This window comes from Paraburkholderia sp. UCT2 (assembly GCF_014397665.1).
GTDB lineage: Bacteria > Pseudomonadota > Gammaproteobacteria > Burkholderiales > Burkholderiaceae > Paraburkholderia > Paraburkholderia tuberum.
Genome location: NZ_VZQO01000006.1, coordinates 204,806 through 229,590, shown reverse-complemented (window position 1 = coordinate 229,590; position 24,785 = coordinate 204,806). Strand labels below are relative to the sequence as shown.

The 24,785-nt window shown below is 63.6% G+C and carries 24 protein-coding genes; 11 read left to right on the top strand and 13 right to left on the bottom strand.

Translation table 11 applies throughout. The features are described 5' to 3' along the window. On the bottom strand, positions 1-917 hold a 917-nt coding region (locus tag F6X39_RS07780; RefSeq protein ID WP_187616194.1), incomplete at its 3' end, for a LysR substrate-binding domain-containing protein. A gap of 124 nt (positions 918-1,041) precedes the next feature. On the opposite strand from F6X39_RS07780, the gene F6X39_RS07775 reads away from it, so the two are divergent. Together F6X39_RS07775 and F6X39_RS07770 are read left to right on the top strand one after the other, a co-directional pair. After that, a complete protein-coding gene (locus tag F6X39_RS07775; protein ID WP_187616193.1) occupies positions 1,042-2,136 on the top strand; it encodes a tartrate dehydrogenase in 1,095 nt (364 codons plus the stop codon). A 177-nt stretch (positions 2,137-2,313) separates the two neighbouring features. Continuing rightward, the gene (locus F6X39_RS07770; protein WP_187616192.1) at positions 2,314-3,624 is read left to right on the top strand and encodes an MFS transporter; all 1,311 of its coding nucleotides are present in this window, start codon (positions 2,314-2,316) and stop codon (positions 3,622-3,624) included. An 81-nt stretch (positions 3,625-3,705) separates the two neighbouring features. On the opposite strand, the gene F6X39_RS07765 is transcribed toward F6X39_RS07770, so the two are convergent. From F6X39_RS07765 to F6X39_RS07755, 3 genes are all read right to left on the bottom strand, one after another. Next, complete coding sequence (locus F6X39_RS07765; protein WP_187616191.1) at positions 3,706-4,311, bottom strand: hypothetical protein; 606 nt, start codon at positions 4,309-4,311, stop codon at positions 3,706-3,708. A 405-nt stretch (positions 4,312-4,716) separates the two neighbouring features. Continuing rightward, positions 4,717-5,331 carry a hypothetical protein gene (locus tag F6X39_RS07760; protein WP_187616190.1) on the bottom strand — a complete coding sequence of 205 codons (615 nt, stop codon included), beginning with the start codon at positions 5,329-5,331 and terminating at the stop codon, positions 4,717-4,719. A 7-nt stretch (positions 5,332-5,338) separates the two neighbouring features. Continuing rightward, positions 5,339-6,358, bottom strand: a complete 1,020-nt coding sequence (locus F6X39_RS07755) for a helix-turn-helix transcriptional regulator (RefSeq protein ID WP_187616189.1) — start codon at positions 6,356-6,358, stop codon at positions 5,339-5,341. 224 nt (positions 6,359-6,582) lie between these two features. Here F6X39_RS07755 and F6X39_RS07750 point away from each other — a divergent pair, with 224 nt between their 5' ends. Next, positions 6,583-8,850, top strand: a complete 2,268-nt coding sequence (locus F6X39_RS07750) for a beta-glucosidase (RefSeq protein WP_187616204.1) — start codon at positions 6,583-6,585, stop codon at positions 8,848-8,850. 80 nt (positions 8,851-8,930) lie between these two features. On the opposite strand, the gene F6X39_RS07745 is transcribed toward F6X39_RS07750, so the two are convergent. Together F6X39_RS07745 and F6X39_RS07740 are read right to left on the bottom strand one after the other, a co-directional pair. Then, positions 8,931-9,335: a DUF3224 domain-containing protein gene (locus F6X39_RS07745; RefSeq protein ID WP_184030690.1), complete on the bottom strand. Its 405-nt coding sequence runs from the start codon at positions 9,333-9,335 to the stop codon at positions 8,931-8,933. Positions 9,336-9,418: 83 nt separating this feature from the next. After that, positions 9,419-10,369 carry a LysR family transcriptional regulator gene (locus F6X39_RS07740; RefSeq protein WP_187616188.1) on the bottom strand — a complete coding sequence of 317 codons (951 nt, stop codon included), beginning with the start codon at positions 10,367-10,369 and terminating at the stop codon, positions 9,419-9,421. Positions 10,370-10,451: 82 nt separating this feature from the next. On the opposite strand from F6X39_RS07740, the gene F6X39_RS07735 reads away from it, so the two are divergent. Next, entirely contained in the window at positions 10,452-11,171 is a 720-nt protein-coding gene (locus F6X39_RS07735; protein ID WP_187616187.1) for an SDR family oxidoreductase, read from the top strand. Positions 11,172-11,194: 23 nt separating this feature from the next. Here the strand turns inward: F6X39_RS07735 and F6X39_RS07730 are convergent, their stop codons facing one another. From F6X39_RS07730 to F6X39_RS07720, 3 genes are all read right to left on the bottom strand, one after another. After that, complete coding sequence (locus F6X39_RS07730; RefSeq protein WP_187616186.1) at positions 11,195-12,604, bottom strand: DHA2 family efflux MFS transporter permease subunit; 1,410 nt, start codon at positions 12,602-12,604, stop codon at positions 11,195-11,197. Between the two features lie 55 nt (positions 12,605-12,659). Continuing rightward, positions 12,660-13,922 (bottom strand): multidrug effflux MFS transporter, encoded by a 1,263-nt coding sequence (locus tag F6X39_RS07725; RefSeq protein ID WP_187616185.1) that lies wholly within the window; start codon positions 13,920-13,922, stop codon positions 12,660-12,662. 174 nt (positions 13,923-14,096) lie between these two features. Beyond that, positions 14,097-14,426 (bottom strand): hypothetical protein, encoded by a 330-nt coding sequence (locus F6X39_RS07720; RefSeq protein WP_187616206.1) that lies wholly within the window; start codon positions 14,424-14,426, stop codon positions 14,097-14,099. Between the two features lie 89 nt (positions 14,427-14,515). Here F6X39_RS07720 and F6X39_RS07715 point away from each other — a divergent pair, with 89 nt between their 5' ends. Then, positions 14,516-15,400 (top strand): LysR family transcriptional regulator, encoded by an 885-nt coding sequence (locus F6X39_RS07715; protein WP_187616184.1) that lies wholly within the window; start codon positions 14,516-14,518, stop codon positions 15,398-15,400. A gap of 131 nt (positions 15,401-15,531) precedes the next feature. On the opposite strand, the gene F6X39_RS07710 is transcribed toward F6X39_RS07715, so the two are convergent. The 4 genes from F6X39_RS07710 to metC are packed head-to-tail and all read right to left on the bottom strand — an operon-like array spanning position 15,532 to position 18,993. Further along, positions 15,532-16,302: an amino acid ABC transporter ATP-binding protein gene (locus F6X39_RS07710; protein WP_187616183.1), complete on the bottom strand. Its 771-nt coding sequence runs from the start codon at positions 16,300-16,302 to the stop codon at positions 15,532-15,534. Then, positions 16,299-16,949 (bottom strand): amino acid ABC transporter permease, encoded by a 651-nt coding sequence (locus tag F6X39_RS07705; protein WP_184057818.1) that lies wholly within the window; start codon positions 16,947-16,949, stop codon positions 16,299-16,301. Before F6X39_RS07705 ends, F6X39_RS07710 begins: the two co-directional genes overlap by 4 nt. Positions 16,950-16,951: 2 nt before the next feature. Then, entirely contained in the window at positions 16,952-17,791 is an 840-nt protein-coding gene (locus F6X39_RS07700) for an ABC transporter substrate-binding protein (protein ID WP_262413600.1), read from the bottom strand. A gap of 38 nt (positions 17,792-17,829) precedes the next feature. Further along, a complete protein-coding gene (metC, locus tag F6X39_RS07695; protein WP_187616181.1) occupies positions 17,830-18,993 on the bottom strand; it encodes a cystathionine beta-lyase in 1,164 nt (387 codons plus the stop codon). Positions 18,994-19,093: 100 nt separating this feature from the next. Here metC and F6X39_RS07690 point away from each other — a divergent pair, with 100 nt between their 5' ends. The 6 genes from F6X39_RS07690 (at position 19,094) to F6X39_RS07665 (ending at position 24,759) form a co-directional block, all read left to right on the top strand. Next, the gene (locus F6X39_RS07690) at positions 19,094-20,008 is read left to right on the top strand and encodes a LysR substrate-binding domain-containing protein (protein ID WP_184030617.1); all 915 of its coding nucleotides are present in this window, start codon (positions 19,094-19,096) and stop codon (positions 20,006-20,008) included. Between the two features lie 357 nt (positions 20,009-20,365). Beyond that, positions 20,366-20,965 carry a cytochrome b gene (locus F6X39_RS07685; RefSeq protein WP_090807993.1) on the top strand — a complete coding sequence of 200 codons (600 nt, stop codon included), beginning with the start codon at positions 20,366-20,368 and terminating at the stop codon, positions 20,963-20,965. 79 nt (positions 20,966-21,044) lie between these two features. After that, a complete protein-coding gene (locus tag F6X39_RS07680; RefSeq protein ID WP_187616180.1) occupies positions 21,045-22,496 on the top strand; it encodes a glycosyltransferase family 2 protein in 1,452 nt (483 codons plus the stop codon). Positions 22,497-22,710: 214 nt separating this feature from the next. Then, positions 22,711-23,901, top strand: coding sequence for an aromatic ring-hydroxylating oxygenase subunit alpha (locus F6X39_RS07675; RefSeq protein ID WP_090807989.1), 1,191 nt, complete (start codon positions 22,711-22,713; stop codon positions 23,899-23,901). A gap of 225 nt (positions 23,902-24,126) precedes the next feature. Next, positions 24,127-24,252: a hypothetical protein gene (locus F6X39_RS36635; RefSeq protein WP_260327592.1), complete on the top strand. Its 126-nt coding sequence runs from the start codon at positions 24,127-24,129 to the stop codon at positions 24,250-24,252. 72 nt (positions 24,253-24,324) lie between these two features. Beyond that, entirely contained in the window at positions 24,325-24,759 is a 435-nt protein-coding gene (locus F6X39_RS07665) for a rubredoxin (protein ID WP_187616179.1), read from the top strand. Positions 24,760-24,785: the final 26 nt, after the last annotated feature.

The window sequence follows — 24,785 nt, the reverse complement described above, 5'->3', positions numbered from 1 at the left end:
ACCCCCACCTCACCCCCCAACTCCCGCGCAATAAACTCCACGAACGCGCGAATACGATTCGACATCTGATGCCGCGGCGAATACACCGCGAAGATATCCGCATTCGGTGTGTCGTGATCGGGCAGCAACTGGACGAGCGCTCCTTCCGTCAGATACTGCCGGATGTCCCATTCCGCGCGCATCAGGATGCCGTGTCCTTCGAGCGCCCATTTGACGGCGATCTCGCCGTCGTTGGTGGTCAGCGTGCCCTTGATCCGCACCGCCTCGGTCTTGCGCGCGGCGCCGCGTCCCGAGGTCAGCCGCCACACGCCGTACGCTTCGTCGCCCTGACGAATGCCGATGCAGTTGTGGCGCGTCAGATCGTGCGCCGTGAGCGGCATGCCGTGCGCCGCGAGATACGACGGCGCCGCGCACAGCAGACGCCGGTTCGGCGCAAGCCGGCGCGCGACCACGCGCGTATCGGGCGGCTCGCCGAAGCGGATGCAGACGTCGAAGCTGTCGTCGGTAAGCGGCGGGGGCGTGACCGACAACTGCAGTTGAACCGACACCTGCGGATACCGCGCGACGAAGCGCGAGATCGCCGGCCCGACATGGCTGCGCCCGAAGCCGAGCGTCGCGTTCACGCGCAGCAAGCCCTTCGGTGTCTTCTTCGCCGAGCCGAGCAGTTCGGCCAGTTCGTCGATCTCGTCGAGAATCCGCCGCGCGCGCTCGAGGTATAGCTCGCCTTCGGGCGTCAGCATCATGCGGCGCGTCGTGCGGTTCACGAGTGCGACGCCCGCGCGCTGCTCCATCTGCGTGAGGCGCTTGCTGACGGCCGCCGCGGTCAGCCCCAGTTCGCGTGCGGCCGCGCTGAGGCTGCCGCTCGCGGCGAGCGTCGAGAAAAAGCCCAGATCGGCTGGCTGGACGGTGTCGCGCATCGTCTTTTCCGCGCCTTCGCATTTGTGAATGCAAGTTAAAGATGCTTTGAGTTTAGCACCCGTTTTTACCCGTGGGATCGCGCTAGAGTCCACTCACGCCATTCACCAAGCACAGGACGGAGACATGAAGACCTATCGCATCGCAACTATCCCCGGCGACGGCATCGGCAAGGAGGTCGTGCCGGCCGGCGCGCAGGTGCTCGAGGCGCTCGCGAAGACCACGCGCGCCTTCACGTTCGAGTTCGAGAACTTCGACTGGGGCGGCGACTACTACCGCCAGCACGGCGTGATGATGCCGGTCAACGGGCTCGACGCGATCCGCAACAAAGATGCGATCCTGTTCGGCTCGGCGGGCGACAAGGACATTCCCGATCACATCACGCTGTGGGGTCTGCGACTGAAAATCTGCCAGGGCTTCGACCAATACGCGAACGTGCGCCCGACGCGCATTCTGCCCGGCATCGACGCACCGCTGAAGTACTGCAAGCCCGAGGATCTGAACTGGGTGATCGTCCGCGAAAATTCGGAGGGTGAATATTCGGGCGTCGGCGGCCGCGTGCATCAGGGCCATCCGATCGAAGCCGCGACCGACGTGTCGATCATGACGCGCGCCGGCGTCGAGCGCATCATGCGCTTCGCGTTCCGCCTCGCGCAGTCGCGCCCGCGCAAGCTGTTGACCGTCATCACGAAGAGCAACGCGCAGCGTCATGCGATGGTGATGTGGGACGAGATCGCGCTCGAAATCTCGAAGGAGTTTCCGGACGTCACGTGGGACAAGGAACTCGTCGACGCGGCGACCGCGCGTATGGTCAATCGTCCCGCGACGCTCGACACGATCGTCGCCACCAATCTGCACGCCGATATTCTCAGCGACCTCGCGGCCGCGCTCGCCGGCAGCCTCGGCATCGCGCCGACCGGCAACATCGATCCGGAGCGCCGCTATCCGTCGATGTTCGAGCCGATCCACGGCTCCGCGTTCGACATCATGGGCAAGGGGCTCGCGAATCCGGTCGGCACGTTCTGGTCGGTCGTGATGCTGCTCGAACACCTCGGCGAATTCGACGCGGCCAGGCGCGTGATGCAGGCCGTCGAAGCGGTGACCGCGAACAAAGCGCTGCACACGCGCGACCTCGGCGGCACGGCCACGACCGCGCAGGTGACGGCGGCCGTGTGCGCGTTCATCGAGCGGGCGGCGACGCCCGCGGCGAACGCGGCTTGAGCGCCGGCTTCGCGTGAACTGAACAGGACTGAGCGGAACCGCGCGCAAATCAGGCGCGCGGTCTACGCCCCGGCCACGACGTGGCCGGCACACAACCTTGACTCGATTAGCTCGGCCCAACGTCGGCCGGCGCGAGGCTCGCGCGCGGTCAATAGCCGCGCGCCGCAGGAGGAGACAATGACTTCGGAACTCGAAAGCCGGGTGTCCCGCAAGCTGATGCTGCGGATCATCCCGTTCGTCATGCTGTTGTACTTCGTGAGCTTTCTCGATCGCGTGAATGTGGGCTTCGCCGCGTTGTCGATGAACAAGGCGATCGGTCTTTCGCCGACCGCGTTCGGCCTCGGCGGCGGGCTCTTCTTTATCGGCTATTTTCTGTTCGAAGTGCCGTCGAACCTGATCCTGCACAAGGTCGGCGCGCGGCGCTGGATTGCTCGCGTGATGGTGTCGTGGGGGCTCGTGTCGCTCGCGTCGGCGTTCGTCGTCGGGCCGAACAGTTTCTACGCGCTGCGCTTCATTCTCGGCGTCGCGGAAGCGGGCTTCTTTCCCGGCATCATCCTGTATCTGAGCCTGTGGTTTCCGGCGCGGCAGCGTGCGGTCGCGGCGGCATGGTTCATGGCCGCCGCGCCGATCTCGACTGCGATCGGCTCGCCGATTTCCGGCGCGATCATGAAACTGCCGCCGATTGCCGGACTCGTCGACTGGCAAATGCTCTACATACTCGAAGCATTGCCCGCGATGATCCTCGGCTTCTGCGTGCTCAGGTATCTGACCGACAAGCCCGCGCAAGCCGAGTGGCTGCAGCCCGAAGAGCGCGACTGGCTGATCGCGAGGCTGAAGCTCGAAGCCGACGCGCGGCACGCGCATGCGGGCCACACGGCCGGCGCGCTCAGCGCGTTGCGCGATCCGCGCGTGCTCGCACTCGCGCTGATCTACTTCGGCACCTCGGCGGGACTTTATACGCTCGGCTTGTGGGCGCCGCTGATCATCCGCCAATACGGTTTCGGCACGTTCGAAACCGGGCTGCTCGCCGGCGTGCCGAGCGTGCTCGCGGTGATCGCGATGGTGCTATGGGCGAAGCACTCGGATCGCACCGACGAACGTACGTGGCACGTCGTGATTCCGTGTGCGCTTGCGTGCGTCGGCTTCGTGTTCGCCGGTAATGCGACCACCGCGTTGATGATCGTGCTTGCGCTCGTCGTCGTGAACGTGGGCATCAGTGCCGCAAAGGCGCCGCTGTGGGCGATGCCGAGCATGTTCCTGTCGGGCGCCGGGGCGGCGGCGGGCATTGCCATGATCAACTCGATCGGCAATCTCGGCGGCTTCGTCGGGCCGTTTGCGATCGGCTGGCTCAAGCACGTGACGGGCGGCTATACGGCAGGGCTTTATGTGGTTGGGGCGACGTTGGCGGTGTCGGCGGTCGTGACGCTGATGTTGAGCCGGCAGACGAAGCATGCGCCGGTCGCAGTGGGCGAACGGCCGGGGCATTGAGCGAAGCACCGATGAAACGAGCGCGCCGCCGGTTGAAAAGCCGGCGGCAACCGCGAATTCATCCGATACGTCAGTACCCGACTACCGGAAGCCGTAGACCAGAACCTTCTTCCCTTCGAACGCCTCCTGCACACCTTGCACGCAATCCATCGGGCAGCTGTAGCCGTCGGGGGCCGACGCGGCCGACGGGATGCTCGCCCGATAGACGACGGATTCGATCTGCGTGCCGTCCGAAGTGACCACGATGTTCAGGTCGGTCACGACGCCGGCTGGCGTGGGTCCTCCGGCGGTATAGACAACCGACATGGTGCCGGTGCAATCGGAGTTCACCGAATAAGTGCCTTTCTGCGCCGGATTGAAGGTTATCTGTCCACCTTTCGGCACGCCGTTGATGCTCCCGAAATCGGTGCGGGTAAATTTGCCGTTGCCGTCGAATGTCACGAGGGCGACGTCATCGAGGATCGACTGGGTGGCGAACGGATGCAGCACGTTGCTCGAATCCAGCAACCCAAGGATCACGCCGTGACCGATGAACCCATAGGGTCCTTTTAGCGTTGCGTTCGAGCAAAGACCGCCGCCACCGCCACGGCCCCGGTCGCCGTCATCACCACCGGCCTGCGCGGTGCCACTCAGCGACAGAAGTGCAACGGCTACAGCCGACCAAATGCTTAATTGGCGGGTCTTCATCTTCATCTCCTTGTCAGCGAATCAGGCGCGTGAAATCGCGCCGCGCAAGGGGCCCATTGGCTGCCGGATCAGGCGCCTGATTCAATCAAGCGAAAATAGTCGATGTGAAATGGCCGCAGCGATACCTGGTCGCCGTCGTGTGAGGGACCAGGGGCGGGCCAAAGTGGTGAATGGCGAAACGCTTTCACCAAGCAGTCGTATTTCGCCCGGTGTCGGCGGATACGTGCGGAAGGGATGCACGAAAGTCCGCGCAATGGTGACTTCGTGGGTCAGCCACGCCTGAAAGTCGCATAGCGAAAACCAGTGTAATCGATGCTACTTGCGGCGACCTGATGAATATCGGACAAAAGGAAGGCACATTCAGATCGCGCGCTGCGAGTCGTCGCGCTGTCTTTCGGGCGCCCCTCACCGAACCTTGTCCTCGGAGTAGGCTCGCACCCGTCGACGCCGCACCACCATCAACAAACAAACCCCACTTGCCGCCACGATATTCACCGCCGGATAAAACGCCACGGCCACACTCCATTTCGGCAGCGCAAGAATCGCGAGCGCGTATTTAAAAACACAGAGCGCAAAGTACAAAAGACTCTCACTCCACGGATCACGAATAGTCTTGCGAACCGTCGGCGCGAGGCCGACGAGTTCGATCAGCGTCACAAGACAGATCGACAACGTCGGATCATTAGTGAACATCCAGAGCGGAATAGCGGACAACGCCGCGGCGAGGCAAAGCCAATCAAAAGCGGTCCGCTGCCGTTCGCCCCGAAAAACGCTTGCCACAAGAACAAAGAAGCAGGTGGCCGCGATCGCCGCCGTACACCACGCCGAAGGACCCGCACCGGCGACGAACTGTCCCACAGCCGCAATCGCCGTGACGAGCGACCAGATCAACCAGGTAAAAAGATGAGGGCGTACGGTGCCGCGCCAGATCGCAAGTCCATAAGGCAGAAACGCGACCAAGGATACGATCGATCCCATGACACCGAACAGTCGAGTCATGTCCTGATCGATGCTCATCATAGGACGATCACACCCGGCATCGCCCCCGATACCGCGCCGGCGGCGCCCCACATGCACGCGTAAAAAACCGCGTAAACGCCGTCGTCGAGGCAAAGCCGACCCGTTCGCTAATCTCGCTGATCGACATCGGCGTATGCGCGAGCAGCGTGCGTGCTTCGTCGATACGCATTTGCATCAGCACCTCGCTGAAGGTTTTGCACTCCGCCGCGAGTTTGCGTTGCAAGGTCCAGCGCGTCAGCGACAGCCGCTCGCAGACGATCGTCTGCAGGCTCTTCGGCTCGATCGCATCCGCGTGCTCGCGCAGCACGTCACGCAGACATCGCTCGACCGTCGGAGAAAAGCGGCCCTGCTCGCGAATCCGCTGCAAGATTCCATGCGCGGCATGCATGTGAATCTTCGCGAGCGGCGCGTTGTAGACCTCGAACGCGCGATCCAGCGCGGACGACTGCAACACCATCCGATTGCGAGCCTGATCGAGTTGAATGCGCACGCCCAACGTCCCGCTCAGCGCCGCGATCGCCCCGAGCCGCGCATCGGTGATACCCGCGTCGCGCACGCGCAGTCGCACGTCGTAGAGCTTTGCCACACCCGCTATCAGCGCGAAGTTGCCGAGCGCGCTCGATGCGTTGCGCCCTTCGCCTTCCGTCACGTATTCGAATGCGACTTCGTCGCCGTGCTCCTGCATGACGAGCCAGTCGACATTACCGATCAGGTCACGATACGTGACGTAATTGCGCAATGCATCGCGCAGCGTCGGTCTATTGCAGAGCACGCCCGCAAGCTCGGGGAAATACAGCAGACCATCGAGCACGTCGCCCTCGGGCGCGCCGCGCATCAGGCAGCTTTCCGCAAGCTGGAGTATGGCGACGTGCTTGTCGCCCGGCACTCGCGCATCGGCCGCGGCGATGTCGGCCTCGTCGATGCCGATATCGTGGGCCACTTTGGTGCGATCGAGGCCCTCACGCTCCGCCGCGTCGAGCAATCCTCGATAGATGCGCGCTGAAACGGACTTCTGACGCAAATCCACTTTGCCTCCTCCGGTCGAAACCTGTCTGCGGGTATTCCTGACTCTTCATCGGTCAAGCGCTGCACCTATCGGTCAAGCGCGTTTCGGGCGCATCCCTAGAATTTCTTTCGGCGCATTACCACAAGCGCTTAGCGTAACAGGACGCGTCACGTGCCGGTAGCGCGTCGATACAACGTTACGCAATGCAAATCACATGACCGACAACGACAACACGGAGCGAGATGATGAGAAGGAAGCTGACGATACCCTTTGCCGCAAGCGCCATCGCCTGCGGTGTCGCGCTGGTACTCGCCGCCTGCGGCAATGGCAGCGACATCAGTGACCCGCCGTTGCCGTCCGATCCCGATGCGCGCGCCGACGCGCGTGCCGCCGCGCTCGTCCAGAAGATGACGACCGCCGAAAAGATTCAGCTCGTGCACGGCGTGGGCATCCCCAACGCGGGACTCGGCGGTCCGTATCCGGCCGGCGTCAACGGAGCCGGCTATATTCCCGGCATCGCGCGGCTGGGCATTCCGGGCCTTGCAATGGCCGATTCGGCCGGCGGCGTCAATGTCGTCAACTCGAACGCGACGGCGCTGCCCGCGCCGGTGGCGCTCGCGGCAAGCTGGGACCCCACGCTGGCGAACCAATACGGCGCGCGTATCGCGACCGAACTGCGCGTGCTCGGTTATGGCGAAGGTCTCGGCGGCGGCGTCAATCTCGCGCGCGAACCACGCAATGGCCGCACCTTCGAGTACATGGGCGAAGATCCGGTACTGACCGGCACGCTGAGCGCCGCGCGCACGATCGGCACGCAGGCGCAGAACGTCATCGCGACGATCAAGCACTACGCGATGAACGATCAGGAAACGAACCGCATGACCAGCAACTCGGTCGTCGACGAACGCACGATGCGCGAAACCGAACTGCTGGCGTTCGAACTCGGCGTCACGCAGGGAACGCCCGGCAACGTGATGTGTTCGTACAACCTGGTGAACGGCGTTTACGCGTGCGAAAACCCGTATCTGCTGACCACCGTGCTGAAGAACGAGTGGGGCTTCAAGGGCGTGGTGCAGTCGGACTGGACAGCCACGCACAGTACGGTCGCCTCGGCATTGGCCGGCCTCGATGAAGAAGAGCCTGGCGATCTCGGCGGCGGAGCGTCGATTCCGGGCTTTACGCTGACGTCGTATTTCAATACCGCGCTGACGAGCGCGGTCAACGCCGGCAGCGTGCCGATGTCGCGACTCAACGACATGGTTCAGCGCAAGCTTCGCACGATGATTCGCTATGGCGTCTTCGATTCGCCCCCAACCACCGGAGGAAGCGTCGATCAAACCGCGGGCAATGCGCTCGCGTTGCAGGTCGCGCAGCAATCGTCGGTCTTGCTGAAGAACGCGGTGGCGAGTGGCGATTCGCAACCGGTGCTGCCGCTGAACGCGGCGGGGCTGTCGTCGATCGTGGTGATCGGCGGTCACGCGGATGCGGGCGTGCTGTCGGGCGGCGGCTCGGGCGCGGTGCCGGCGGCCGCGGGCAACGCGGTGTCCGGTTGCGTGTCGCCGTCGCCGCTGTTGAGCACCTGCGCGACGTGGTACAAGTCGGCACCGCTGGCCGCGATCCAGGCCAAGGCGCCGAACGCGAGCGTGACCTTCGTCGACGGCACGAACGCGGCGGCAGCGGCGACCGCCGCCGCGAAGGCGGATGTGGCGATCGTGTTCGCGACGCAATGGGAAAGCGAGGGCGCGGATCTGCCGAGCCTGAGCCTGCCGAGCAATACGACTGACAGCTATAACCAGAGCTACGATCAGAACGCGCTGATCAGCGCGGTCGCGGCGCAAGCGAAGCGCGTGATCGTCGTGCTCGAGAACGGCAGCCCGGTCCTGATGCCGTGGCTATCCAACGTGCACGGCGTGCTCGAAGCGTGGTATCCGGGCGTGCAGGGCGGTCAGGCGATTGCCGATCTGCTGTTCGGCGCCGTGAACCCGTCCGGCAAATTGCCGATCACGTTCCCGATGCAGGACGCGGATCTCCCGCAACCGACGATCTCGGCCACCGATACCACCGTTACCTACAGCGAAGGGCTCCTCATGGGTTATCGCTGGTATGACGGCAAGCACATCGCGCCGCTGTTCCCGTTCGGTTATGGGCTGTCCTACACGAGCTACAGCTACTCGGGCCTCAACGCGCAAGTGGATGCGAGCGGCAACGTGAAGGTGACCTTTACCGTCAAGAATACGGGCTCGCGCGCGGGCGCGGAAATCGCCGAAGTTTATGCCGCGTTGCCGAGCGGTCTGGGCGAACCGCCGAAGCGTCTGGTCGGCTGGCAAAAGGTCGCGCTGCAGGCGGGGCAGTCGCAGCAGGTCAGCGTATCGATTGCGCCGAAGCTGCTGTCGACGTGGGACGCGACCAACCACGTGTGGAAGCTCAACGGCGGCGTCTATCAGATGATCGCGGGGGCTTCTTCGCGCGATCCGAATGCGTTGACGGCGTCGGTGACGATCGCGGGGCATTGAGCGCTGAGGTTTTGAACTGGAAAGCCTGGTAGCGGGGTACGGGGTCGAGCGCCGTATCCCGCCGGCACGCGTTCGGCATGTCAGTGGCCGGGCAGACGATAAGCGAACTCGTACGAATGCGCGCCGTCGACGATGTCGATCCTGAACTCGCCTTCAATGCCGCTCAGCTCGCCCGTGCCTGAATCCGGCACGACCGTCACCGCCAGCGCCGCTGCGCCGCGATTCATCACGCCGATATGCTGCAGCACGAACGTGCCCTGCTTGCCCGCCAGCGTGCCAGTGACCTGTTCGAGCGCGACATAGCCGGCCGAGCCTTTGACGTTCGTCATCGCGCTCAGCATTTGCCCTTGGGTGGTCGCGGCGAGATCGCCGGAGATCTGCTTGTCGATCGACATGCGGCCGAGCTTCGATTCGGCCTCCGCGTTTTCGAACGGCATCGGTTGAAGGGAGACGATGAAGGTGCCTTTTGCGACGTGGTGAGTCATCGGAATTTCCTCCTGGCTTGAACGGGCGACGGCGAAGCGGCGAAACGAAACGTGACGCTTCCGAACCGTAGCACACGTCGCTGTCAGGGCGCTGCACGCGCAGTGCCGTCGCTCGTGCCGAACGCGTCCGCGAACTCGCGCTTCAACCACGCGAGCGCCGGGTCCTGGTCGTGCGCCGCGGCCCACATCAGCGAAACCTCGTAGCCCGGCGCCTCGAATGGCAGCGGACTCAGCGCGAGACCGAGCGTATCGCGCCAGACGCGGCCGATGAACTCCGGCACCGTCGCGATCGCCGCCGTGCGTTGCACGATGAACGGACTGGTCGCGAAGTTCGAGCTCGAAAACACGACGTCGCGCTTCAGTCCCTGCATCTCGAGTCGTTCATCGATGAAGCCGCGCAGCTCGGCGCTGAACGAAGTCAGCACATGGCGGTGGCGCAGAAACTCGTCCATCGACAAATGCTTGCGGCGCGTCCTGACGAGCCGGGGGTTGTAGACGCTCACGAAGCGCCATGAAAACAGCGGCGTGAGTCGCTGCCACGGCACGCATTCGCGGAATACGCCGACCGCGAGTTCGATCGCGCCATCGTCGAGCATCGCGGCGGCGCGCGTCGAATCTGTGGAGCGCGCGATCAGCTTCACGCCGCGTGCGGTGTCGGCGAGGCGCGCAATGATCTCGGGCATCAGCAGCAGTTCGAGCGAATCGCTGAGGCCGATGCGGAACACCCGCTGCGCGCGGGCCGGATCGAAGACGGACGGCTGCGTGAGCGCCTGATGCAGCGATTGCAGGAACGGCTCGATCTGCCGCGCGAGTTCGAGCGCGCGCGGGGTCGGCGTCATGCCTTGCGGCGTGCGCACGAACAACTCGTCGCCGAACGTCTCGCGCAAGCGCTTGAGCGCGCCGCTGACGGCCGGTTGCCCAAGAAACAGCCGCTGCGCGGCACGCGTGACGCTGCGCTCTTCCAGCAGCGCGCGGAAGGTCAGCAGCAGGTTCAGGTCGAAGCGCCGAAAATCATTTTCAATGATGTTGGCCATGACATTAAACGATTTGAGTGATGGGCTCGCACCGCGCATTCTACTGCCACGGGGTCTTCCGTTCACACTCAGGAGCAATGACATGGACTGGCAAAATCAGAAGGTCGTGGTGCTAGGTGGCTCGTCGGGCATTGGGCTCGCGCTGGTGAAGCGGCTCGTGACGGCTGGCGCGAGCGTCGTCGCGGTGGGGCGCGACCGCGCCAAACTGGACGATGCGCTGCTTGGCATCGGTGGACAGGTGACGAGCGAGGCGCTCGATTGCGCCGATCGCGCGGCGCTCGGACACTTTTTCGGCGGCCTCGGCCGGGTCGATCATCTGGTGATGACGCTGTCGGGCGGCGAAGGCGCGGGGCCGTTTGCCGAACTGGATCTGGCCGCGCTGCGGCGTGGCTTCGAGGCCAAGTTCTGGCCGCAGCTCGAAGCCGCGCAGACCGCGCTACCCACCCTGCGCCGCGACGGCAGCCTGACGTTTCTGACCGCGATTTCGGCGCGCATCGCGAATCCGGGCACGGCGGGTCTGGGTGCGATCAACGGCGCGCTCGAAAGCATGATCGGCACGCTGGCGCGCGAGCTTGCGCCGCTGCGCGTGAACGCGGTGTCGCCGGGTGTGATCGATACGCCCTGGTGGGACAGATTTCCCGCGAGCGTGAAGAGTGAGGTGTTTCGGCAGCAGAGCGAAACGTTACCGGTGCGGCGCGTCGGGCAGGCCGACGATGTCGCGCACGCGCTGCAGTTTCTGCTGGAGAACACGTTTATGACGGGGGCGGTGATCGAGTGTGATGGCGGCTTGCGGCTACTGTGAAGCTCGGGCGCGGGAATGCGTGGTCAGGCGTTCTTCGCCCGCTGAACGCGAACCGGCAGAAACATCGCCGCCGCGAAGCAAAACAAATGCAGCCCGGCCAGCAGCACGAACGTCGGCAGAAAGCGGCCGGGCTGTGCACCCGAAACACCGTGCAACGTCGACGCCATCACCATCGAAAGCAGCGTCGTCGCGAACGGACCGCCCACTCTCTGCGCGATGTTCAACGCAGTATTCGCAACCGCGAGCCTTTCTCTCCCGATCGACGAATACGCGGCCGAGATCGACGGCACGCTGATCGTCCCCTGACCGACGCCCGCAAAGAACAGACCGACCGCGGCCCATCCGGCGGAGAACGAATCAACGCTCAGCCACAGAAACACGAGCGTGCTCAGAAACGCCAGCAATGCGCCGCCCGCCGCGAGCGCGCGGCAGCCGAGCCGCTCGGTCAACCATCCGAGCAGCGGAAACGAGCACATCATGCCGACGCCGGTTGCCGCAAGCAGGCCGCCCGCGTGCGTGGCCGACAAACCGCAGCCCGCGATCAGAAAAAGCGGCACGGCGAGTTGCCGTCCATACATGATCCCGTTCGCGAAGAACTGGGCGAGTGCGGCGACCGAGAACGTACGTGTCGCAAACATGCGCACGTCGATCAGCGCGGTATGGCCTTTGCGCGCCGCGTACAGCACGAAGCCGGCGAGAAACGCGACGCCCGCGAGTAGACACGCCAAGCCCACCGCTCGCGACGCGTCCTGAAGTCCATAGACAAGCGCGACGAGCCCAGGGGAGATCAACGCAAAGCCGGTGAAATCGAACGGTCGCTTCTGCGACTCGGCGGCATCGCGCGGCAGCAGCAACACCGCCGTCGCGACACCGAAAGCGCCCACCGGAACATTGATGAAGAACAGCCAGGGCCAGCTCGCGTGCGCGAGCACGAGGCCGGCCAGCACCGGGCCGAGAATCGGGCCGAGCAGAATGGGTAGCGCGGTGTAGCCCATCACCCGCTCGAGGTTCTTGCCGGCCACGCGTCCGATCATCATTTGTGCCATCGGCGCGAGCACACCGGCAACGAGGCCCTGGAAGATGCGCGCGCCGATCAGCTCGCCGATCGTCTGCGCCGCGCCGCACAGCATCGACGCTATCGTGAACGTCGAAAAGCAGAACAGGTACAGCCGCTTCGCGCCGATGCGGTCGACCAGCCAGCCGTTGAGCGGCAACATCAACGCCATCGCGAGCAGGTAGCCGCTGACGATCCACTGCGCGGTAGCGATCGACGCATCGAGCGTATGGCCGATCGCCGACAGCGACACGTTGACCAGCGTCGAGTCCATCTGCGACATGAACGAGCCGATCGACACGACCGCCGCGACTTTCCACACGGTCGGATCGATCCGCGTGGAAGCGGATGCGCAGGCGTGCTCGCGCATGCCGCTCATCGGTCCGCGCGTGTACAGATGAAGGTCTGGCGTTCGGTCGAGCTCATGTGCCGGCTCACGCTGCCTTGCCGCTCGCGCTCGCCGCGGCCGCAGGCTGTACCTGTTCGAGATGGCGCAGCAGCTTCGTCACCATCACGACGACGACGAACGCGAGGACCACGAAGAACAGCGCGAGCGGTGTGAGAACCTGTACCGACACGAAGCCGGCGAGTCCCATCATCGCCGATGAAACCAGCAGCAGCGCGCAGCCGAGAATCGCGCTCGTCAGACCCGCGATGTGCGGGAACAGCGAGTTGCCCTTCGCCATCAGCGTCGGATACATTGCGCCGGCGCAGAAGCCCATCACGAGCACAGGCGTCGCGAGCGTCCACACGCGCAGACCGACCGTCAGCGCGAGCAGCAGCATCGCAAGCGACGCGGCCGCCATCAGCCGTGCGCCGATGCGCAGCCGCTGCTCGGCGCTCGGCAGGCCCGGACCGTGCAGGCGATTCGACAGACCGCCAAGGAAGTACATCATGCCGATGCCGAGCGCGAGGTAGCCGAAGAAGGTCGGCGGCTTGTGCAGCGTGGTCTGCACCATGAACGGCCCGACGATGTTGAACACCAGCAGGATGCTGTAGCACAGGCCCTGCGCGAGGAAGCAGCTCTGGAACACGGGGCTCGCGAGCACTTTGCGCGCGTTCGCGGTCAGCGTGCGCGGTTCGAGATGGACGGGCTTCGGCAAGGTCTCGCGATAACGCCACAGCAGCGCCCACATCACCAGCGAATAGATCAGCAGAAACATGAGGCACGCGCGCCAGCCGAACGCGGTCTGCAGATGCGCGCCGATCACCGGCGCGACGATCGGCGCGAGCCCCCACGCGATCGACATGTACGTGAACGCATGCAGCAAGGCCTGACCCGCGAACGAATCGGTGATGATCGCCTTCGCCAGCAGGTTCGTGCTCGCGATGCCGAAGCCCTGCAGTGCGCGGGCGAGGATGAACGTCTCGAGATTGGGCGCCGCGAGCGACAGCAGGCAGCCGACCGTGTAGACCGTCAGACCGAACGCGAGCACGCGCTTGCGGCCATACGCGTCGGCGATCGGACCGAAGATCAGCTGACCGAACGCGTAGGCGGCCATGTAGCCGGTGACGCTGATCTGGATCGCTTGCGGCGAGGTGCCGAAGTAGCGCGCCATCGCGGGCAGCGCGGGCACGTAGATGTCGATGGCGAGCTGTCCGGCGGACGCGAACAGGCAGATCAGGAATAGCAGGAAGCGCGGCGAGTTCGGGGCGGAGTCGGCGGAAGCGGGGTGGTCGGCGGTGGCGTGGCTCATGGGTGCATCGAAAGGGAACACTGGCGGCGCGGGCATCGGTGCGTTCGGAAGGCGCGAATGCCCCCGGCATTATCGCCGGGTATTGTGCCCGTGGTATGGCAGGAAGTGGGATAGTCCCTGGCGGGGGTGTGGGATGGCGCGGCCGACGAGCGCGCTATCCCGCCGCAACGAGGCTCAGTTCGCGCAGTCCTCGATCGACCGCAGTAACGCGCCCTGGTCTGCCGGGTCCTGGAAGAACGCGACGAAGCTCGCATGCTCGTCGTTTGCGATGCGGCCGGAGCAGTCCTTGCCTTTGAGCGGGGGGCGAGACGCCGTCCAGATCATCGCCATCACGGCGAGAGCCAGCACGACGCCTGTAAAGACGAGCCCGAGCAGTAACGACCTGGCGTCGTCCGATATTGCGTCGAGCCGATGCGAAGCCGCCCGCGGCTCGCAACCTCTGGTTGAAGATGAGTTCATGCCAATGGCCCCGATGGTGAGCGTTGAAAAAACCAGCGCCACCATCTTCCGTCTGCACGTAAGATTGGAAAAGTTGAGTTTACTGACCGCGTGATTCAGCTTTTCTGACCAGTGCCATTCCGATACCCGTTCCGATGAGAGAAATCAGTCTCGACCGCCTGCGCACTCTTGTCGTCGTCGCCGACCTCGGCTCTTTCGCCGAGGCCGCTCGCGTTCTGCATCTCGCACCGCCCACCGTCAGTCTGCATATCGCGGATCTCGAAAGCCGCGTCGGCGCGCCGCTGTTGTCGCGCAAACGCGGTCAGGTGCGGGCCTCGGCGATCGGCGAGACGCTGGTGGCCTATGCGCGTCAGATGCTGGCCAATGCCGAGCAGGCACTGGAGGAGGTGCGGCGACAGGTGGAAGGGCTCGGCGGACGGGTTCGGCTCGGCGCTTCCACCGCGGCCATCGCGAATCTGCTGCCGCAGGCGTTGGAACGACTGGCCGCCGGGCATCCCGACATCGATGTGCAAATTGCCGTGCTGACTTCGCAGGAAACGCTGACGCGACTCGCCCAGGAGTCGCTCGACGTGGGCATCGTGGCGCTGCCGCAAGCGCCGCTACGAGGGCTATCGATCGAAACATGGCGCCGCGATCCGGTGGTCGCGTTCATGCCGGCCGGGTGGACGTGTCCAGCTCGCATCACGCCGCAATGGATCGCCGCGAAGCCGCTGATTCTGAACGACGCGACCACGCGGCTTTCGCGTTTGACGACGGAATGGTTCAGCGCGGCGGGGCAGCACCCCACGCCGCGCATCCAGCTCAACTACTCGGATGCGATCAAGAGTCTCGTCGCAGCGGGATACGGCGCCGCGCTGCTGCCGCAGGAACCGAGCCGCTCGTCGGCCGACGCGCGCATCGTCACACGTGCGCTGCGCCCTGCGTTATGGCGACAGCTGGGCCTGGCCTTTCGCGCGGGTACCGTGGAGCGTCCGACTCAGTATGTGCTCGACGTATTGCGGAGTTTGCGGTTGAGCTAGCGGGCTGTGTTACGTCGCCGACGCTTTCCGCCTCTCCTGCTCCTCGCGATAAGGCACGAACTCTTCCGCCAACGCTTTTGCAACGGAAGCCCTACGCGTGATTCAAGGCGGTGTCGCGGCGTACTCAATACTCAGGTCTCGATCAGATGCAGAAACTGCCTTACCCGTGGACTGCTGCCTTCACCAAAGAAGGCTTGCGGTGTCGTGTCTTCGGCAACCACGCCGCCGTCCATAAAAACAACCCGATCCGCTACATCTCGCGCAAACCGCACTTCGTGCGTGACGATCAGCATCGTCATGCCCGCTTTGGCAACGTCGCGCATGACGGTCAGGACATCCTCCCGCAGCGCTGGATCGAGGGCAGACGTGGGCTCGTCGAAGAAGATGACCTCTGGATCCATCGCGAGCGCCCGCGCGATCGCTACGCGCTGCTTCTGACCGCCGGACAGCCGTGCCGGATATTCGTTGGCTTTTGCGGCCAGGCCAACCTGTGTCAGCAGGTGAATTGCGCGCTCCGACGCTTGCGCACGAGGGACACCCTTGACGCTGATCGGACCTTCCATCACGTTTTCCAGTGCTGTCCTGTGCGGAAAGAGGTTGAACGACTGGAACACCATCGCGGTGCGCTGGCGGATCGCGCGGATCTTCTTCTGATTCTGGCGTGACGGTTTTGACAAACCGTTGCATTCGACATCAATGCCGCATACTGTCACGCTGCCGGCATCCGGTACCTCGAGGAAGTTCAGTGAGCGCAGCAGCGTGGTCTTGCCCGACCCGGAGGGACCCATTACAACGACAACCTCGCCTTTCGATACGCTGAAATCGACGCCGCGCAAGACCTGGTTGTCGCCAAATGCCTTCGAAAGTCCACGGACTTCAATCGTCCTGATATCAGTATTCATACAAAACGCCTCGAAATGCGATTCTCGAGGACGGTCTGGACTATCGTGAGAATCTGGTTGATGCCCCAGTAGATCAGGCCGACCATCAGGAACATTTCCATGTAGCGGAAGGTGGAGGCGCCGACCTGGTCGGCGACGCGGGTCAGTTCTACCACCGTAATTGTCGAAGCGAGGGATGTATCTTTGATGAGTGCAATCATGCGGCTGCCGACAGGCGGAATGGCGATGCGTAGTCCTTGGGGAAGAATAACCCGCGACATGGCTTTCCAGTAACCCATGCCCAGCGACATCGCAGCTTCCCACTGGCCCTTGTCCACCGCGTTGATGCCGGAACGGAAGTTCTCGCTCAGATACGCGGCCGAAAACAGCGTGAGCGCGAGGAGCGCGGCGGGAACCGGGTCAAGTGTCAGACCGTACCGGGGCAAACCGAAATAGATCAGCAGTATCTGCACGAGCAGCGGCGTGCCACGGAAGATGGATACATATGCGAATGCGAAGGCGCGTAGTGCACCTATGCTGGAGATACGAGCCAAGGCGACCAGCAACCCTAGCGTCGAGCCGAGCACAAACGACAACAAACCGAGAAAGAGTGTCATCAGCACCGCACTCTTTAACAGCGGAAGCGAGCGCATGAAAAGCTCGAGCATGACTACTCCTTGTGTGCCTTCGCTTTGGTGATCGTGCCGGCCATATCGTAATCTTGCCCGACCCACTTCCTGGCAATGGCCTCGATCGTCCCGTCAGCCATCATGTCTGCAATCGCCTTATCGACCGCTGCGAGCAGGGCCGGTTGGCCTTTCTGCAAAGCCGGCGCTGATAGCTGGTAGATCAAGGGTTCGCCCACTTCCTTGACCGGTAAATGGTTGACGTTGGCGTACTTCATGCCGCCGAAGTGCGAGATGATGACTGCGTCGATACGTCCATTGCCCAGATCGCTGAAGACGAGTCCCCCGTTATCGTACGAACGGATGTCGGAGTCATGCAGGTGTGCTCGTGCCCAAGTTTCATTGCTCGAGCCAGTGACCACTCCCACTCGCTTGCCCTTAAGGGTTTCCTTGCCCTTAATGTCTGTGTTGCCGGCGGGTACGAAAATGCGGAAATCCTCCACGCCGTATGGTTCGCCGAAATCAACCTGTTGTTGCCGTTCAGGTGTAGGCGTGAGATCGTTCATCACAAGGTCGTACTTGCCCGTCTTCAACCCTTCCACGAAGTTCTTGAACGAATCGGCGACGAATACTACGTTCGGCACGCCAATGCGCTTGCCGACTTCCTTTGCAATTGCAACGTCATAGCCGACAGGTTGATTGTTTTCGTCAAGCATGCTCCATGGGGGACTACTCTGGGTGTTGGCCACGCGCAATGTGCCATTCGCCTTCACCTGCGCGAGAAGATCCGCTGCCTGCACAGTAGCGGGTGAACTGAATGCCGCGGAAAGCGTCACGAAACTCGCTACCGTGGCAAAGCGTCTCCATCCATTGATTGATTTCATCTCGTACTCACTCATCCAGATAAATTGAATTAAAAAATCTACGCAGCGGTTGCCCGGGCGCGTCCGAATGCGTCAAGACCGGCATTCAGATCCGCAAGCAGCATCGCCGGGTCCTCCAACCCGATCGAAAGGCGCACGATAGGCTGGTCGGTAAGCGGGAACGCACGCTCGGCCTGCAACGGGGCCGGGTAGTAGGCAGCGAGGCTATGCACGCCTCCCCAGCTCGCCCCGATGGGGAAATATTGGAGCGTATCGAAGAATGCGTTGAACGCGTCCTCCGCCGCGGGCTGGAGGATCAGGGAGAAGAGACACCCGCTGCTCGCAAAATCCCGCTTCCAGATGGCATGACCGGCATCGGACGGCAGTGCCGGGAACAGCACCTTGCTCACTTCCGGGTGACGTTCGAGTTCCCTCGCAATCTGCAGCGTTGAGGCGCTCTGGGCAGCGAAGCGAACCTTCAGGGTTTGCAGGCCGCGCATGACGAGGAAGCAGTCATCAGGGCTGGTCTGCTGGCCGAGAACGCTCTGCGTCTCGCGCAAGGTCGCGTAGTAATCCGCGTCGTTCATGCTGATGCAGCCCGCCAGGAGATCCGAATGACCACCAAAAAATTTCGTCGCGGCTTCGACGCTGAAATCCACACCATGTTCGAGCGGTTTGAAAGCGAGAGGGCTTGCCCAGGTGTTGTCCATCATCGTCAATACGCCGTGACGTTTCGCGACTTCGACGATCGCCGGAATGTCGGGCATCTCCATCGTCACCGTCCCCGGCGACTCCATGCAGATCATGCGGGTGTTGGGCTTGATGTACTTTTGAATCGCAGCCCCGATTGCCGGCGGATACAGTTCGACCTCGACGTCGAAGTGCGCCAGCCACTTATGCGCGAATGTCTTGAACGCGCCGTAGCAGGCAGCGGACACCAGCAGGTGATCGCCGCCGCGCACGAAGCCCATCGCGGTCGTCATCAGCGCCGATTGACCGGAAGGCGTCACCACGCAATGCGCGCCACCTTCGAGCTCGGCGATGCGGTGCTCCAGTTCACGAGCCGTTGGCGTTCCGGTGATGCCATAGCTGTAACCGTCCGGTTGCCGCTCCTTGCGGCGCGAAAACTCGGCCAGAGAATCGAATACAACTGTCGATGCCCGCATGACGGATGGGGACAGGCTGCGGAACGGCTGCGGCGCTTTCTGGGGATTGCTTGTCATCTTGCTCCCGGCGATGCCTCGTGGTGGATTGATGATCGAAGTTTACTTTCACCCGGGATTGCATCAACATCGGAAATAATTAGCTCAATAAGTTTAGGTTATGCGGATCAGGGATATTGAAGTGTTCAGGGCGGTCATGAACGCAGGAAGCACGAGCAAGGCGGCGGCCCTGCTCGGCATTTCGCAACCGGCTGTCAGTCAGGCCATCAGGCGTCTGGAAACCATGGCGGACTTCGGCCTGTTCGAGCGGATACGCAGCCGGCTCGTTCCCACCCAGGAAGCCGTCGCCCTGATGCGTGAGGTTGACCAGTACTTTCGCGGATTCGAGGTCATCGAGCATCGAATCCGTAGTTTGCGGTCCTACGGATTGGGCCGGATGGCGATCGCCTCTCTGCCGGCACTGGGCACAGGCTTTCTGCCACGTGTCATTGCGGCGTTCGATGCCCCGTCCAGGAACGTGCAAATTTCGCTACAGGTGATGAGTTCGCGCGAAGTGCATGAGAAGGTCTCGGCTGGACAGGTGGATTTCGGCCTGATGTCCGACGAGATGTCGATGGCCGGCCTCGAACACTCGGTGTTCGCGCGTATGCGGGCTGTCGCAGTGATGAACTCGCATCATCCTTTGGCCACGCGTCCTGTCATCGCTGTTGCGGACCTGCCTGAATTTCCTTTCATCGCGCTGAATCCCGAAGACAGCACCAGGCTACGCCTGGAAACGCAACTCACGGCACGCGAAATCCGTCTCAAACCGGTCGTCGAGACGCCGTATTCGCACACGATCTGCGAACTGGCGCTCGCGGGAGTCGGTATAGGAATCGCTCATCCGCTCGTGACGTTGGACTTCGCAGAGCGGGGACTCGTCGTGAAGCCGATCGACATCGAGGTAATGTTCACAGGAGTGCTGGTGTTTCGCCCTGGTACCCCACTCACGGAAACCGCGAGGCAGTTCATGCGGCACATGAGAATGCAGCTCGAACGTGACCAGAAGGCGCTCAAAAGGGCGCTGGCGAATTGATCGGATAGAAATCGGACACGCTTGATCGCTACATCGCGGCTGGCCTCGTCACGTTCGACACCGCGTTCGAGCGACGGCTCGAACGCGCGCAAGCGCAAGGTGAACTCGATGCTGCCGCGAGTCCCACGCTGATCTGCGGGACGCCAGCCAGAACATGGGCCAAAACACCAGCTAAAAAGCAGCCACGCGAGTGCGATTTGCGCGCGCGTCGTGCCTCCAAAGCCCGAAACAAACTGAAACACGCAGGTTGAGCGCTTTGCGGAATAAAACGGCACACTTGGGCGTTTGCCTGATACCGGTAGCGTCGATTTTCAAACAGCTTTCGCGGCATTCATCGCCCTCGCGAACGGAACCCCCATGAACACCCAAGCGAATTCCCTGACCGATTCGACCGATGCCTCTCGCCCGCCGCGCTATACGCGCACCGCGATGACGCTGCACTGGCTGATCGCGTTGCTGATGTGCGTCAATGTCGTGCTCGCTCTGTCCGCCGATTCGCTGCCCGACGACTGGGTGCGTCCGGTGATCGACACACACAAATCGATCGGCATCACGGTGCTCGGGCTCGCGCTGCTGCGCATCCTGTGGCGCGTGTCGCACAAGCCGCCGCCGTTGCCGCGCGAGTTTCCGTCGTGGGAAAAGATTGCCGCGCACCTCGCGCACTTCGCGCTGTATTTGCTGATGATTGCGTTGCCGCTGTCCGGCTGGCTGCACGATTCCGCGTGGAAAGACGCGGCCACGCATCCGATGCAGTGGTTCGGCCTGTTCCAATGGCCGCGCTTCGGCTATGTGATGCATCTCGACCCGACACTGAAAGAGACGTTGCACGATCGCTTCGGCGCGCTGCATGCGTGGCTCGGTTATGCGCTCTACGCGTTGCTGGCGATGCACATCGGCGGCGCGCTCAAGCATGAGTGGCTCGATCGCAAATCGGTATTGAAGCGCATGACGCCGTGAAGTCGCGGCGTGTTTTTGATGGCGCGCGAACACAGCTTCGCCAACTAACCGCAACCCAACTGAACCTGAAACACTCACCTTGAAGAAGACCCTAGAACAGGCACTCGCTGTCGCGTCGCCGCGCATTCTGCCGCGTCGCGCGACGCTATCGAGCACGCTGATCCATTCCAGCGTCGTCGTGCTGTGGGCACTGCTGTTCGCGCGAGCATTCTTTCTGCGTGGCGCGCTCGCGTGGTCGACCGGTATTGCGTATGTCGTATACGACACGTTGCTGCTCGCGTTCGTCACGTGGAAGTCGTTGCCGCTCACGCGCCGCGCGGCGCCGCTCGAAGCCGACCACGAACGGCGCGAGTTGCCGGGCATGGGTGTCATCGTCGCGTCCCGTAACGAGGCGGCCGTGTTGCCGGTCACGCTCGCCGCGCTGCTGCGGCAAACGCACGGCCCCGCGCAGATCGTGATCGCCGACGACGGCTCCACCGATGCCACCGCCGAGCTGCTCACGCAACGCTTCGGCCTCACGCCCGCCGCCGATGGCGTGCTGAGCGCGCCGAGCTCGCTGCATCCGAACCTGTTCTGGCTGCGCGTGCCGCACGGCGGCAAGGCCCGCGCGCTGAACGCCGCGATCACCGTGATGACGACCGACACCGTGATGACCGTCGACGCCGACACGCTGCTCGACGACGACGCCACCTACGCGATGCGCGCCGCGTTCGCGAGCGAGCCGTCGCTCGTCGCGGCAGCGGGCATTCTCGTGCCGGTCTGCGGCAAGTCGCTGTCGGGCCGCGTGTTCCAGTGGTTCCAGACCTACGAGTACATGCGCAACTTCATCGCGCGTTTCGCGTGGATGCGCGCGGACAGCCTGCTGCTGATCTCGGGCGCATTCGCGTCGTTCCGGCGCGATGCGCTCGTCGCGGTCGGCGGCTTCGATCCGCAGTGTCTGGTCGAGGATTACGAACTGATTCACCGGCTGCGCCGCTATTCGGTGGATCACGAGCTCGGCTGGGACGTGCGCGTGGTCGGCGAAGCGCATGCGCGCACCGATGCGCCCGACACCCTCGCGAGCTTTCTGCGCCAGCGCCGTCGCTGGTTCGCGGGCTTCCTGCAGACCCAGTACTGGAACCGCGACATGACCGGCAATCCGCGCTACGGCACGCTCGGCATGCTGATGCTGCCGGTCAAGGCGGTCGACACGATGCAGCCGATCTACGGCCTCACGGCATTCGCATTGCTACTCGGTTTTCTGTTCGGCGGACACGGGGCGATCGTCGTGTCGATCTTCAGCGTGATCGGCCTGAAAACGGCGATCGATCTGGCGTTTTACCTGTGGAGCATCCATCTCTACCGGCGCTGGACCGGCGAGCGCAGTGGCAACAGTCTCGGCATGGCGATGCTCGCGGCCGTTGCGGAGCCGTTCTCGTTCCAGCTCGCGCGTCATCTGGGCGCCGCGCTCGGCTGGCTGCATTTTCTGCGGGGCGGCCGCGCGTGGGGCGTGCAACGGCGCTCCGGGCTCGTCGCGCTCGACGAGGATTGAGCAGTTCGACGAGCAGGCCAATGTTTCTGTAGGGCGGGTGTGGTAAAGGAAGCTCGTTCACCCTGATGCGCGCTGCTGCGCAATGTGTGCTGCGATGCATCGCGCATGCCGGCGAAAGTGCCATGCGGCGGCTGCATCAAGTAGACTGGTGAAGATGCCGCGCTGCCATGCAGCGCGGCAACCTTCCATCCGCTGGTGCACGGAGGCTTGACCTATGCATGCAGTTCCCCCGCTCGAACAGGAACAGGAATCCGCAGGCGCAACGCTCGCTGCCGCGCCTGCTCAAGCCACTCACGAGGCGCCGGTGCGCGATCTGCGCCGCGTCGCCATTCATCCGGATTACTGGTACCCACTCGCGTGGTCGCATGAAGTGAAGCGCGGCAAGACGCTCGGCGTAACCTTCGCCGGCGATCCGATCGTGCTCGCGCGCACCGGGAGCGGCAAAGTGTTCGCGCTGGAAGATCGCTGCGCGCATCGGCAGGTGCCGCTGCATCAGGGCGTGGTCGACGGCGAATCGATTCGCTGCGGCTATCACGGCTGGACCTACGACTGCTCGGGCAAGTGCATCGACGTGCCGTACCTCGGCCGCGAGCGTCTACCGAACGGTGTGCGCTCGTATCCGTGTCAGGAAGTGGAGGGACTGATCTTCGTGTTTCCCGGCGACGCCGCGCTCGCGCAGGAGCGGCCGTTGCCGGGCTTTCGCTCGGTGTCCGACCCGAAGTACAAGACGCGCCGCTTCGGCCGTCCGGTCAAGTGTCATTATTCGTTCATGCACGAGAACCTGATGGACATGAATCATCAGTTCCTGCATCGCCGCCAGATGGGGCGTATGCGCGCGCGTTCGCTCGGGCGGCGGCGCGGTGAGGGCTGGGTCGAGGTCGACTACACGTTTGCGCGCATGGAGGGGCAGCAGCCGCTAGGCGAGGCGATGGTGTTCGGCGAGAGGCGCAAGACCGGTGGCTCCGGCGACAAAGACGTCATGACGATCCGCACCGAATACCCGTTCCAGACGCTGCAAATCCGCAACGACGAGCAGACGCTGGTGATGGACCTGTGGATCGTCTATGTGCCGCTCGACCGCGAGCAGCGCACCAACCGAACGTTCGGGCTGCTGTCGATCCGCAAGCCCGGCATTCCGGGTGTGATGAATCTCGCATGGCCGCTGCTGGTGTGGTTCACCGAGCGCATTTTCAAGGAGGATCGCGAGATCGTCGAGGCGGAGCAGCGCGCCCACGATTCGCAGGGAGCGGACTGGAATCACGAGGTGTTCCCGGTCATCAACGACTTGCGCGCGCTGCTGCGCGAGTGCGGCGCGCCGGACCAGGTGGTCGGCGCGGGCACCGGCGATACGGCGGTGATCCGTTTCTGGGATTCGCGTCACGGCGATCCGCTCGCCAAGACCTGAGCGCGGCGCGGCGCGGGTCTGTTCACCGGCGCCGCGCACCCTGTCCCGCCACGGCTTTCCCCCTCGCCGGGAATTAATCCATCTCCCCACGGTAGACAATGCGCGGCGCGCGAGCGGCGATAATATCGCCCGGTACTTTGATTGCGCGCGAGTTTGCGCCAATCGACATTCGTCGCGTCCGCACCCGTGTACCATTGCGCTTTTTCCGAACTTCAAGACTCGCTCGTGACCACGCAACAAACCCCCACCAACTCGCGTAAATCCCTCACTCTGCTGCAGTTGCTTGGCCTGATCGGCGCCGCTGGCCTGATCGCCTCGATCGCGCTGAATCTGCTGGTCCACGCGCACTGAAGCAGCGCCCGCGTCGCGCGGGCAGCCTTGTGCCGGCGCGCGTCGCCGGCTTTCTCGAGATTTTTGATTGCCATGTACAAGAAGGGCGTAGCCGTAGAAATCCAGTTTTCCCCCGAGCGGCTCAACGACGGCGCCGGCGATCCGTACTGGATCGATCTGACCCGCGACGAAGCGCAGCGCCTGCTCGACAGCCTGAAGGCGCGGCTCGCGGGAACCGGTAGCGGCACGGTCGCGCCGCTCGTCGTGAGCCTCGATGCGACGGCGCGCACGTGCGCGGCGGATGCCGCTGCGACCGGTACGCCCGATGCACGGTCGGCCGCGAACGTCGCCACAGCCGACGACTTCAAGCAATGGGTCTGCGTGATCTGCGGCTGGGTCTACGACGAAGCCGCCGGCGTGCCGGAAGAGGGCATCGCGCCGGGCACGCGCTGGGTCGATGTGCCGGCCGACTGGCGCTGCCCGCTGTGCGATGTGGGCAAGGAAGATTTTGCGCTGGTGGAGTTTTAAGCGGCGGGCCGAGGCTCGCCTGATAA